The sequence below is a fragment of the Bacteroides caecigallinarum genome (assembly GCF_021530995.1).
GTDB lineage: Bacteria > Bacteroidota > Bacteroidia > Bacteroidales > Bacteroidaceae > Phocaeicola > Phocaeicola faecigallinarum.
The window spans coordinates 1-11,209 of the sequence record NZ_JADYTF010000005.1 but is presented as its reverse complement, the minus strand read 5'-3'; the positions used below and the strand labels follow the sequence as shown (position 1 = coordinate 11,209).

14 protein-coding genes are annotated in these 11,209 nt (G+C 42.6%); 6 read left to right on the top strand and 8 right to left on the bottom strand.

Annotated elements, in window-relative coordinates; genetic code table 11:
* Nucleotides 1-66: 66 nt before the first annotated feature.
* From I6E24_RS01520 to I6E24_RS01500, 5 genes are all read left to right on the top strand, one after another.
* Nucleotides 67-1,296: a 3-phosphoshikimate 1-carboxyvinyltransferase gene (locus I6E24_RS01520; protein WP_235325698.1), complete on the top strand. Its 1,230-nt coding sequence runs from the start codon at nt 67-69 to the stop codon at nt 1,294-1,296.
* A 4-nt stretch (nt 1,297-1,300) separates the two neighbouring features.
* Nucleotides 1,301-1,720, top strand: coding sequence for a phospholipase (locus I6E24_RS01515; protein WP_204401859.1), 420 nt, complete (start codon nt 1,301-1,303; stop codon nt 1,718-1,720).
* Between the two features lie 83 nt (nt 1,721-1,803).
* Nucleotides 1,804-2,613 (top strand): metal ABC transporter permease, encoded by an 810-nt coding sequence (locus I6E24_RS01510; RefSeq protein WP_204507797.1) that lies wholly within the window; start codon nt 1,804-1,806, stop codon nt 2,611-2,613.
* Between the two features lie 80 nt (nt 2,614-2,693).
* A complete protein-coding gene (gene tsaE, locus I6E24_RS01505; RefSeq protein ID WP_235325696.1) occupies nt 2,694-3,116 on the top strand; it encodes a tRNA (adenosine(37)-N6)-threonylcarbamoyltransferase complex ATPase subunit type 1 TsaE in 423 nt (140 codons plus the stop codon).
* Nucleotides 3,117-3,118: 2 nt separating this feature from the next.
* Complete coding sequence (locus tag I6E24_RS01500) at nt 3,119-3,343, top strand: immunity 17 family protein (RefSeq protein WP_154044916.1); 225 nt, start codon at nt 3,119-3,121, stop codon at nt 3,341-3,343.
* 129 nt (nt 3,344-3,472) lie between these two features.
* Here the strand turns inward: I6E24_RS01500 and I6E24_RS01495 are convergent, their stop codons facing one another.
* The 4 genes from I6E24_RS01495 to proB form a co-directional block, all read right to left on the bottom strand.
* Nucleotides 3,473-4,015, bottom strand: coding sequence for a ferredoxin domain-containing protein (locus I6E24_RS01495; protein ID WP_235325694.1), 543 nt, complete (start codon nt 4,013-4,015; stop codon nt 3,473-3,475).
* A gap of 389 nt (nt 4,016-4,404) precedes the next feature.
* The gene (locus tag I6E24_RS01490) at nt 4,405-6,060 is read right to left on the bottom strand and encodes an AMP-binding protein (RefSeq protein WP_235325692.1); all 1,656 of its coding nucleotides are present in this window, start codon (nt 6,058-6,060) and stop codon (nt 4,405-4,407) included.
* Between the two features lie 14 nt (nt 6,061-6,074).
* Nucleotides 6,075-6,632 carry a helix-turn-helix domain-containing protein gene (locus I6E24_RS01485; protein ID WP_235325690.1) on the bottom strand — a complete coding sequence of 186 codons (558 nt, stop codon included), beginning with the start codon at nt 6,630-6,632 and terminating at the stop codon, nt 6,075-6,077.
* 52 nt (nt 6,633-6,684) lie between these two features.
* Nucleotides 6,685-7,767, bottom strand: a complete 1,083-nt coding sequence (gene proB / locus I6E24_RS01480; protein WP_235325688.1) for a glutamate 5-kinase — start codon at nt 7,765-7,767, stop codon at nt 6,685-6,687.
* Nucleotides 7,768-7,933: 166 nt separating this feature from the next.
* Here proB and I6E24_RS01475 point away from each other — a divergent pair, with 166 nt between their 5' ends.
* Complete coding sequence (locus tag I6E24_RS01475; RefSeq protein ID WP_235325686.1) at nt 7,934-8,710, top strand: Cof-type HAD-IIB family hydrolase; 777 nt, start codon at nt 7,934-7,936, stop codon at nt 8,708-8,710.
* Between the two features lie 3 nt (nt 8,711-8,713).
* Here I6E24_RS01475 and I6E24_RS01470 read toward each other — a convergent pair whose 3' ends face one another.
* The 4 genes from I6E24_RS01470 to I6E24_RS01455 form a co-directional block, all read right to left on the bottom strand.
* Nucleotides 8,714-9,652 carry a HipA domain-containing protein gene (locus tag I6E24_RS01470; protein ID WP_204401818.1) on the bottom strand — a complete coding sequence of 313 codons (939 nt, stop codon included), beginning with the start codon at nt 9,650-9,652 and terminating at the stop codon, nt 8,714-8,716.
* Nucleotides 9,649-9,987, bottom strand: coding sequence for a HipA N-terminal domain-containing protein (locus tag I6E24_RS01465; protein ID WP_235325684.1), 339 nt, complete (start codon nt 9,985-9,987; stop codon nt 9,649-9,651). The genes I6E24_RS01470 and I6E24_RS01465 overlap by 4 nt, the downstream gene beginning before the upstream one ends.
* Complete coding sequence (locus I6E24_RS01460) at nt 9,987-10,211, bottom strand: helix-turn-helix transcriptional regulator (RefSeq protein ID WP_204401814.1); 225 nt, start codon at nt 10,209-10,211, stop codon at nt 9,987-9,989. The genes I6E24_RS01465 and I6E24_RS01460 overlap by 1 nt, the downstream gene beginning before the upstream one ends.
* Before the next feature lie 115 nt (nt 10,212-10,326).
* A complete protein-coding gene (locus I6E24_RS01455; RefSeq protein ID WP_204507788.1) occupies nt 10,327-11,058 on the bottom strand; it encodes a class I SAM-dependent methyltransferase in 732 nt (243 codons plus the stop codon).
* Nucleotides 11,059-11,209 lie beyond the last annotated feature (151 nt).

Here is an 11,209-nt window from a genome sequence, read left to right as displayed (position 1 = left end):
TTTCCATCAAAAAAACAAATAAATACATTATCTTTGCAATCTAAACGAACACTGAAAGATTGCAATATGGGTAGAATAAAAGTTTCAGCACCTGAAAATATAAATACAAACATACTTTTACCGTCGTCAAAGAGTATATGCAACAGGGCCCTTATTATAAAAGCACTGTCAAAACATGACGGGAAAATAGAGAACTTGTCCGAATGTGACGACACTTTCGTGATGGTGCGCGCACTTAGTGAAATGACCGACACTATAGACATCATGGCGGCAGGTACAGCCATGAGATTTCTAACCGCATATCTTTCGGTTACGGAAGGCGAACATATCATTACGGGAACTGAAAGGATGAGACAACGCCCTATAAAAATTCTGGTGGATGCCTTACGAAGCTTGGGAGCAGACATTAAATATACCGAAAAAGAGGGTTTCCCTCCACTGAAAATCAGAGGAAAAGAACTTAATGGGAATTCTATCTCACTGCCGGGAGACATCAGTTCGCAGTACATATCCGCTCTTATGATGATAGGTCCTACTCTTAAAAACGGACTTACTCTCAACCTGACCGGCAACATCGTTTCAAAGCCATATATCAATCTTACAATCCAGATAATGAAAGAGTTCGGAGCTGATGCCGTATGGGCAGACGAACACACTATATGCATCAGCAACGACTCTTACAAGCCTACCCCATACTATGTGGAAAGTGACTGGAGCGCTGCTTCTTACTGGTATGAGATGACAGCCCTGTCGGACAACGCCCGCGTGGAACTTCCGGGACTTTTCGAAAAGAGTTTCCAGGGAGACTCCAAAGTGGCAGAACTGTTTGAGCAATTGGGTGTGACAACCGAATATGGAGACAAGAATGTAGTTCTGACCAAAAGCGGAAAGGTTACCGACAGAATGGAATACGATTTCGTAAACCAGCCGGACTTGGCGCAGACATTTGTAGTGACCTGTTGCATGATGGGAATACCGTTCCGCTTCAGTGGTCTGCAAAGTCTCAAGATAAAAGAGACAGACCGAATGGCTGCACTTATAAACGAGATGAAGAAACTGGGATACGTAATATCTGAAAGCGACGGTTCGGTACTGTCATGGGATGGAGAAAGATGCGAAGCTGACATAAACCAAGCCATAGACACATACGAAGACCACAGAATGGCAATGGCATTCGCCCCAGCTGCACTGAAGCTGAAGAACATCAAAATAAACAATCCGCAGGTGGTATCAAAATCTTATCCCGGATACTGGAAAGATTTGACCAAGGCAGGTTTCAACATAATGGAGGAATAAAGACATGTGGATACTCGTTTTAGCACTCATCGGTGTTGCACTGTTCGGACTTATAGCCGGATACTTCTATAACCGCAACATCCAGAAGAAAATTGAAAAAGGAGAAATAACCGAAGAGCCGCAAGTGGTTGAAGTGGACAGCGAATGCTGCGGTCAGCATGAGACATGCGAGAAAGACAGTCTTCTGGCTGCCGTGAGCAAGAAAATAGAATACTACGACGACGAGGAGCTGGACCGTTTCAAAGGACGCACTTCGGACAGCTACACCGAGGAAGAGATAGAAGAATTCAGAGACATACTTTACTCAACCCAGGAAGTGGAGGTGGCAGGATGGTGCCGAAGCCTGCAACTGCGAGGCATTGAACTGCCAAACGAGCTAAAGGACGAGCTGTTCCTGATTGTGGGAGAAAGAAGAATACATTGATTGTTAGTTTGTCAGTTTATTAGTTTGTTTATGCAATCTAATAAGCCCAAAAACTCAAGAACTTAAAAACTTAAAAACTCAAAATGACCGATTTCATAGAACTGTTCCAATATACATTTTTCCAGAATGCACTGCTGGGAAGCCTTTTTGCAAGTATTGCCTGTGGAATAATAGGCACATACATCGTGACAAGACGCTTAGTTTTCATCAGCGGAGGTATAACCCATGCTTCATTCGGAGGAATAGGAATAGGGCTATATACAGGTATTTCGCCGCTGCTTACAGCTGCCATATTCTCTGTGTTGTCGGCATTCGGAGTGGAATGGCTAAGCAAGAGAAGCGACATGCGGGAAGACTCCGCCATTGCCGTATTCTGGACATTCGGCATGGCGGTGGGAATTATCTTCAGTTTTCTCGCTCCGGGATTTACGCCTGAACTTTCTTCATTCCTGTTCGGAAATATCCTGACCATTACCACCGGCGATATAATACTGCTTGGCATAATAAGTCTCGCACTGGCTGTATTCTTTGCCATATTCCTGAAACCTATAGTATCAATAGCATTCGACAGGGAATTTGCACGCTCGCAACGTCTGCCGGTGACACTGTTCGAATACACGCTGATGATGTTCATAGCACTGACCATAGTGGCCTGCCTGAGAATGATAGGTATAGTTCTTGTCATCTCATTGCTTACACTGCCACAGATGACGGCAAACCTTTTCACATATAACTTCAAGAAAATAATATGGCTGTCGATAATAATCGGCTACATTAGCTGTTTAGGCGGACTGATACTGTCATATCAGCTTCAGGTTCCTTCAGGAGCATCAATCATATTTACTTCTATAGTGATTTATGCGGTGGCGAAGATGATTAGAAGGAGAAGTTAATGGAGTTAAGAAGTTAATGGAGTTAAGAAGTTAATGGAGTTATGGAATAAGTATTAAAGAATTCAATAAACTAATATAATATGGAAATAAAGATTAATTCACTGGAACAGATCCATGAAGCAGCGAAACAATTCATCGCTGAAATGGGAGACAATACAGTCTTTGCTTTCTACGGCAAGATGGGTGCTGGTAAGACTACATTCATCAAGGCTGTGTGTGAAGAACTTGGAGTGACAGATGTTATAAACTCACCTACTTTTGCTATCGTAAACGAATACCGTTCTGAAACTGCAGGCGAACTGATTTATCACTTCGACTTCTACAGAATAAAGAAACTTGAAGAAGTTTACGACATGGGATATGAGGATTATTTCTATAGTGGCGCACTCTGCTTCATAGAATGGCCTGAACTGATAGAGGACGTGCTTCCGGGTAACACCGTAAACGTATATATAGAAGAGACAGAGGACGGAACACGTACCGTACGTTTTGAAGCTGAATAACGATGATTGCACACTACATAATACAATCGGTTTTTGTACTGGTAGGGATTTTGTCTCTCATGGCATCAGTCTTTAACTGGGAATGGTTCTTCACTGCACAGAATTCCCAATTCATAGTGAGAACCCTCGGGAGAAACAAATCCAGAATATTCTATGCAATACTTGGCCTGGCTATGATTGCGGCAGGAATATATTTCTTTCTATCCGTACGCGAAGCCTACAAATAGACTATCATTCTTTTACATAATCAAAAACAGCCGGTCCGGAATTTTCCATAACCGGCTGTTTTAGTTTTAGTTCTTTCTTGGTACACCATAAACAGTATATCCTGATTGGATGTACATGTTTTTATACTGTTATTTTATTGTCTGTACAGGCGACTTGCGGTCGAAGAAAGGATTCTTAGAAGAAGCACTTACGGGTATGGCATATACGCTTTTACATCCTTCCAGGTAATTCAGGCGCTGGGCAGCCAGTCCGGCAGAAAACATTACGCGAGTATCTACACGCATATCTGCCGCCGTAGCACAAGCTGAGCCGATGGCTATTCCTACATCTACTGAATTGATGGCACAAGGTACTCCTTCAGTTCTGGAATCGCAGGTAGAGAACCCGCAGTGACCGCAGTTCAGCCCTTGTGCATGTTCGTGAGTTCCGATAATGACCACACTTTCAGCCTGTAGAATGTTGTTTGCATCCCGTATGAAAAACTTCATACCGGTTTCTTCGGCTAATTGCAGCATTGTTTCTGAAAGTTGTTGTAACTCTTCGCCTGTTACCAGCGCTACTTCTATGACATCTACTCCTTTTCCCTTAGGGGCGGTACGTGCCGCAGTCATCATTTGTCTGGCTATGTTGATGACATGTTCATGGCGGCAGTCTCGTTCGTTTTCTATCATGACTGTTATATATTTTAAGGAATTACATTCGTTTACCGGCTTTCTGCAAGCAGGGAAAATCTCCGGCTGTCTGCATGATACAAATGTAGCTATTATAATTGACTTATCGTTGTATTTATGAAACAAACCAGCTATTATCAATAGTTTATTTTTCACCTTACGAGAAGGTGCTGATACATTTTAAAAAAACATGGCCGTGTTTAATCTTAAATACGGCGGCGTTTGAAATCAAACACGGCCGTGTTTTTTCAAGACCTTTTTGACTGGCATCAGAAGCAGCCGGATTGTCACTATTCCTTTATCACAAATTAAAAAATGATTATTACAATAACAGCCGGTCAGGATCTCTCCGAACCGGCTGTTCTGTTATCATAATGATTTCATATCTATTACTGATTATCTTTCTGACGGATTTCCACACGACGTATCTTGCCGCTGATAGTCTTTGGAAGTTCATCCACAAACTCTATAACACGCGGATATTTGTATGGAGCAGTAACACGCTTCACGTGGTCCTGAAGCTCCTTAATCAACGCATCACCCGCCTTATCCTTATAATCCTTGGCAAGGATAATTGTAGCCTTGACCACCTGTCCGCGGATTTCGTCAGGTACACCTGTTATGGCACATTCAACTACGGCAGGGTGTGTCATCAACGCACTTTCCACTTCGAACGGGCCTATACGGTAGCCGGAACTCTTGATTACATCGTCCGCACGGCCAACAAACCAGTAATATCCGTCTTCATCACGCCATGCCACGTCGCCAGTGTAATAAACACCGTCGTGCCAAGCCTCGTGTGTAAGTTCAGGAGCACGATAATATTCCTTGAACAATCCCAGTGGCTTGCCATGGTTTGTACGTACCACAATCTGTCCCTGCTCGCCATCTTCGGCACTGCGTCCGTCAGGCTTGATAAGGTCTATCTCATACTGAGGATTAGGCACACCCATACTTCCCGGTTTTGGTTCCATCCATGGGAATGTAGCAAGTGTAAGTGTTGTTTCTGTCTGTCCGAAACCTTCCATCAGACGTATTCCTGTTATCTTGAGGAATGTTTCATATACAGAGTAGTTCAAAGCCTCACCGGCTGTAGTACAGTATTCCAATGATGAAAAATCGTACTTGGACAGGTCTTCACGGATGAGGAAACGGTATATTGTAGGAGGCGCACAAAGTGATGTGATATGATAGTCGTGTATCTTCTGAAGGATATCAGCAGGAGTAAACTTCTCATGGTCGTATACGAAGACTGTTGCACCGGCTATCATCTGTCCGTACAGTTTTCCCCAAACAGCCTTGCCCCATCCTGTGTCGGCAATAGTGAGATGGAGACTGTCCTTATGAAGATTATGCCAGAAACTTCCTGTCACGATGTGTCCCAACGGATAAGTGAAGTCGTGTGCCACCATCTTCGGTTCGCCGGTAGTACCGGATGTGAAATACATCAATGATATATCGTCGTTTGTGTTCGGATGTTCAGGACGTACAAAAGGAACAGCACTATCTATTCCCTTATGGAAATCTAGGAATCCTTCCGGCATGTCAGGACCTATGCTTACGAGTTTCTCTACCGTCGGTGAATCAGGCATGGCGTCTATCACGTGTTTTGTTATCACTTCTTCGCCAGCCACGACAATCATCTTGATAGATGCGGCATTACAGCGGTAAACAATATCTTTCTTTGTAAGAAGATGTGTTGCAGGAATTACAACAGCACCAAGTTTGTGAAGAGCGATAATGGAATACCAGAACTCATAACGGCGTTTCAGGATAAGCATAACCTTGTCGCCATGACCGATACCGAGGCTCTGAAAGTAAGATGCTGTCTGGTCTGTATATTTCTTGAGGTCGGCATACGAAAAATGAATGCACTCGCCTTTATCGTTTGTCCATAAGATTGCTTCTCTGTCCGGTTCTTCGGTAGCCCAGGCGTCAACCACATCGTAGCCGAAGTTGAAGTTTTCAGGAACTTCTATCCTGAAATTCTTTATAAAATCCTCCTGTGAGGTAAATTGTGTCTGTTTTACAAATCTCTCTAACATATTGTTGTATCTGATTATTGCATTACTATAGCTAAGAATCTAACATTGTTTCCGTCGAGCGCCTTCATTCCGTGAGGAAGAGAGGAGTCGAAATACAGGCTGTCGCCAGGGTTAAGGATAAGCTCCTTACCATTAATATTCAACAACAGACGACCTTCAATCACCATATTGAATTCCTGTCCTGAATGGGTGTTATAATATATAGGTGTTGTTTCAGGTTTAGGCTCTACCGTTACGATAAACGGATCGGCAATTCTGTTCTTGAAACCCGAGGCCAATGACTCATACTTGTAAGCCTTTGTTCTTTCCACTGAAATACCTGTTCCACGGCGTGTAAGGAAATATGAGCGCATGTGAGGTTCTTCGCCGAACATAAGTTCATCAAGAGATACGCCGAACTCTGTTGAAATCTTCTGAAGTGTACTTACCGAAAGGTCTGTATCGCCACTTTCCATAGCGGCATACTGTTCAGGAGTTACTCCAATCTTTTCCGCTACCTGCTCCACTGTCAGGTCAAGAGCATCACGCAATCCATGTAAGCGCATTGCTATTTGTTTTATCTGTTCATCCATAGTCTTTAAGTTATTTTCCACAAAAATAATAAAAAGTATGTCATTATGAAAGTTATTCTAAATATAAATAGTCATAATGTACGAGATAAGGTTTACCATGAATACCCATAACGGCTTTTGCGTCTGCCGATGACATACTTACACGGCCAACACCTATCTTCTCGTCATCAGGATTTACGATAGTTACAATATCATCCTTTTCAAAATCGCCAACTATATCTGTCACTCCTACAGGAAGAAGGCTTACCGCCTTGTCACCACGCAACTTATCAGCAGCCTTATTATTGACTATAATCTTACCTTTTGAGAATCCATCGCTGTGGGCTATCCATTTCTTGATACTTGACACACCGTTCTCCGAAGGAACAAACTTCGTGCATACGGTTTCTTCAGGATTGGAAATCAGATCAACGAGTATATTGTCTTTCTTTCCATTGGCTATGAATACTGTAATCCCCTCGTCTGCCACCTTGCGGGCTATACTGCTTTTAGTCAGCATACCCCCCCTGCCGAATCCTGATTTCTCGGTACTGATATAGTCCGACAGGTCCTTGCCCTGTTCCACTTCTCTGATAACAGTCACTCCCGGTTGGGAAGGAGCACCATTATATATACCGTCGATATTGCTCAGAATAACCAATGCCTGAACATCCATCATAGCCGCAATCAGCCCTGAAAGTTCGTCATTGTCGGTAAACATAAGTTCCGTAACAGAGATTGTGTCATTCTCATTCACAATGGGAATAACATCATTGTCCAGCATCACCTGCATACAGTTGCGCTGATTGAGATAATGTCGTCGTGTTGAGAAACTTTCCTTGGTTGTAAGCACTTGACCTACAGTAATTCCATGTTCACGAAACAGTTCGTAATATCTGTTTATCAGCTTGGCCTGCCCTACAGCCGAAAACAACTGACGGCTGTCAACACTGTCAAGCTTGCGCAAAGGTTTCACCTCACTGCGTCCGGAAGCCACCGCTCCCGATGATACAAGCACTATTTCAACTCCTGCCCTGTGAAGTTCTGCCACCTGGTCAACCAGCGCAGACATTCGCGTAACATCGAGCGTACCATCCTTACGCGTAAGCACGTTACTGCCAATCTTTACCGCTATTCTTTTATATTTACATTCCATAAAATACCATGTTTCATTTCAATTAATTACGCAAATATAGGATTTTACTAATTTCTTATTACAAAAACATGTAGATATTTTATTTCACATTACTTATTGATACAAATCAAACGGCTGTAACAATATTTTTCGTACTTTTGCATGACATTATAACATTCGTATTTTTATGATTAAAGCTATATTTTTCGACATCGACGGAACATTGGTTTCGTTCAACACACACAGAGTACCGGAATCTACCAAACAGGCACTTAAAGAGTTAAGAGAAAAAGGTATAAAGGTATTTATCGCCACGGGACGCCCTAAATTGCTTATAAACAATCTTGAGGATCTTGAATTCGACGGATATATAACCCTAAACGGTGCTCACTGCTTTACAGCCGACCACAAGGATATTTACAAAGGACTGATACCTGCCGAAGATATAGAAAGAGTTGTGGAATACACTAAAAAACACGATTATCCGTTCGTCTTTGTGCATGACAACCAGTGGTTTATCACAAAAGTGGATAAAGCAGTGGAAGACATAGCCAAACTTATAAAGATTTCCATACCTCCAGTAAAACCGGGAGAAGAAGCTTTAGGAAAAGATATTCTCCAGATTATGGGGTACTTCCCCACCGAAGCTGATGAAGAGATTTTCGGAAAGATACTTACTCACTGCGAAACGATGAGATGGCACCCGCTATTTGCCGACATAATTAACAGAGGAACAAGCAAGAGCCGCGGTATAGACGAAGTGATAAAACATTACGGAATAAAGCTTGAAGAGACAATGGCTTTCGGCGACGGTGGGAACGACATTAACATGCTTGAACATGCCGGAATAGGCGTCGCAATGGGTAATGCATCGGACAAAGTAAAGGCGGCCGCAGACTATATCACGTCATCGGTAGATGAAGATGGTATAATAAATGCTTTGAGACATTTCAACATTTTATAGTTCTCAACGCAGCATTACCACACGACGCAAGATAAGCTGTTTATACTGCTTTTTCATATCATCAGGTAAAAAGGAATTGTCTATCAGCTCGAACCATTTAGGCAATGCACGGCTGAAACGACGGGAAAGATTCTCGATAACTTTCTCGTCAACTCCAGATGCTGTTATTGCCTTGTAAAAGTCAGCCTTACGTAAACGGCTCTTCTTCCCGTTGAGTGTAAGAGCAAGTTCTTCGGTATCTTCAGGCATAACAAGACTCGTAGAAAGCATATCGTAGGCAGGTGTAAGCGTATATCCGCCAATCTGGTTATAGAGGGAAAAGTTCTTAAGATGCATATCGGCATTACCTGTTATCCAACAGAACACAACTACCTCCCAGAAATTTATCACATCAAGTTGCGGAGCGGATGAATATCGCCTTACCAATTTGGCGATTTGCTCGTATGAGCCTTTGTATTTATATTCCGTGAGCCGTTCGGATAACTGACACATATCCTCCATTGCGACCTTACGTCCGTCTGGCAGGCGGTCTATACGACGGGTTATATAACATAGTTCTCCATCACTGAACCGTATCAGACTATGTGGAACCACATTTATCTTCACGGCCTCGGCAAGGTGCATGGTAACATCCTCCAGTTCCGGCAAAGCACGGTATGAATGAGTCTGTGGTTTCAGGATGAAACGTCCCCACAGGCCAACTATAGTGAAACGGTCCGGTTCGTTACGGCCCCCACGGTTAATGTCAAGCGAAAGTTTGGCCTGCACACCTGTCAGTGTAGTCTGACTACGCACCACCTGACGTGCCAAATCACCTAACTGGGCACGTACGTATGGCAGTTCAGGAGCTGTACGCGTTCCGAAAAACTTTTTGGCACATGCGGGATGGAAATCTTTCATTCCTTCACCCAATTCCTTATAACAATATAAACATCGGCTCATAATTTATCCTCCTCAGTTTCGTCGTCCGGTATTACACTGACTGCCCCAATACAGTCCTTACAGCAAGCCAAAAGTAGAGACATACGGTCCCTCTGATTAATTTTCCAGCTACGCTCCGCTATATCGAGCAACCATCCCTCAGGTATTAGTCCGTCAAAAAAAGGAAACAATACCATGTCATGATATGGTTTCTCTCCAATAGGAAGTGTCAGACTGACCGCAGTAGCATCCGGCAGCTTCAGATAATCAGCGTCGTATGTAAAGGTGAATCCGTTTTCGTCTTCCACCAGTATGCCTGCCAAGCGGTCATGCAGAAACACTTTTGCACGTTTCATTACTTATCCTCCTTTGACTTTACATTCAATTCAACCGGTCCAACCTGACGACCAAAAAGACTAAGGACCTGATTAACCTTATCCATACGCAGAGTCTGCTTGCCCTGCTCCAAATCGCGGACAAAGCGTAATCCAACACCAGACTTGTCTGCCAGGTCCACCTGTGTCAATCCGAACTGGCGACGCATCTCCTTTACGAAATCAGCTATTACCGTGTATTCCATATTTATACCCTTTCGGGTACAAATATAACAAAGCTTCCGATATATTATACCTTTTAGGGTATAATTATTATTACAATAATATTTTTTATACCCAAACGGGTATAGAAAAGAAATATTACACTATCATTGTAAGCTTTGCCAGATATTCATAATGCTCGCCATTATATACAAGTTCAGCCTTGAAGCCGAATTGAGATGCATAAAAATTCAATGTTTCATAATCAATGTACAACCACTTGAAAGGTTCACCCTTTATCTGTTTGTACTGCATACTGAATTCTATCTCTCCATAATAATCTGCCGCAATATCAATCAGCATACTGCCATCCTCATCTTCGAACAGATATTTCAAATCACTTGAATCCATCAGAATGCTTCCACCAGGGTTGAGCAGTTCTTTCATACGGGTAAAGAAACTCTCCATATTCTTAACAGAGCCTATAATACCGGAACCATTCATAAGCATCAATATAGTGTCATATCCTCCAATGAATGAGGGGTCGAACAAATTTGCAAGACGAGTTTTCAGACCGCTTTCTTCCATTACCTTGACAGACAATGGAGATATATCTATAGCCTCAACATCCTTGCCCATATCCTGAAGGACAAGCGAATGACAACCACTTCCAGCACCTACATCAAGAATTCTTCCTTGAGCCATCTCAAGAGCTTTTTTCTCAAGTTCGGGCATCTCGTCATATTCGCGAAACAGTGTCTCTACAGGTATTTCGTCCTCATCAAACTGAGGTGAAAAAACTCTTAATCTTCCGGCACGACCTTTAGTGAAGTAATCGTATATGGCAGTTCCCATAGGGTCCTTACCAGAATCCAATAATCCGTAATTCATATACATTATTATATTATAATACGATTACAAAAGTACGAATAAAAAGTGATAAACAGAAAAATGTAGCAAAGTTATTGGCAGATAGGCGTTTTAGGAAGATGGCTTGAAAAAATGAAAGACAGAAAAAGCAATGAAAAAGCCAAGTTAGGAC

Bases quoted from the DNA above. Each gene is read 5' to 3' on its own strand.
- I6E24_RS01520 (WP_235325698.1), top strand. From the start codon at position 67: ATGGGTAGAATAAAAGTTTCAGCACCTGAAAATATAAATACAAACATA.
- I6E24_RS01515 (WP_204401859.1), top strand. From the start codon at position 1,301: ATGTGGATACTCGTTTTAGCACTCATCGGTGTTGCACTGTTCGGACTT.
- I6E24_RS01510 (WP_204507797.1), top strand. From the start codon at position 1,804: ATGACCGATTTCATAGAACTGTTCCAATATACATTTTTCCAGAATGCA.
- tsaE (WP_235325696.1), top strand. From the start codon at position 2,694: ATGGAAATAAAGATTAATTCACTGGAACAGATCCATGAAGCAGCGAAA.
- I6E24_RS01500 (WP_154044916.1), top strand. From the start codon at position 3,119: ATGATTGCACACTACATAATACAATCGGTTTTTGTACTGGTAGGGATT.
- I6E24_RS01495 (WP_235325694.1), bottom strand. From the start codon at position 4,015: ATGATAGAAAACGAACGAGACTGCCGCCATGAACATGTCATCAACATA.
- I6E24_RS01490 (WP_235325692.1), bottom strand. From the start codon at position 6,060: ATGTTAGAGAGATTTGTAAAACAGACACAATTTACCTCACAGGAGGAT.
- I6E24_RS01485 (WP_235325690.1), bottom strand. From the start codon at position 6,632: ATGGATGAACAGATAAAACAAATAGCAATGCGCTTACATGGATTGCGT.
- proB (WP_235325688.1), bottom strand. From the start codon at position 7,767: ATGGAATGTAAATATAAAAGAATAGCGGTAAAGATTGGCAGTAACGTG.
- I6E24_RS01475 (WP_235325686.1), top strand. From the start codon at position 7,934: ATGATTAAAGCTATATTTTTCGACATCGACGGAACATTGGTTTCGTTC.
- I6E24_RS01470 (WP_204401818.1), bottom strand. From the start codon at position 9,652: ATGAGCCGATGTTTATATTGTTATAAGGAATTGGGTGAAGGAATGAAA.
- I6E24_RS01465 (WP_235325684.1), bottom strand. From the start codon at position 9,987: ATGAAACGTGCAAAAGTGTTTCTGCATGACCGCTTGGCAGGCATACTG.
- I6E24_RS01460 (WP_204401814.1), bottom strand. From the start codon at position 10,211: ATGGAATACACGGTAATAGCTGATTTCGTAAAGGAGATGCGTCGCCAG.
- I6E24_RS01455 (WP_204507788.1), bottom strand. From the start codon at position 11,058: ATGAATTACGGATTATTGGATTCTGGTAAGGACCCTATGGGAACTGCC.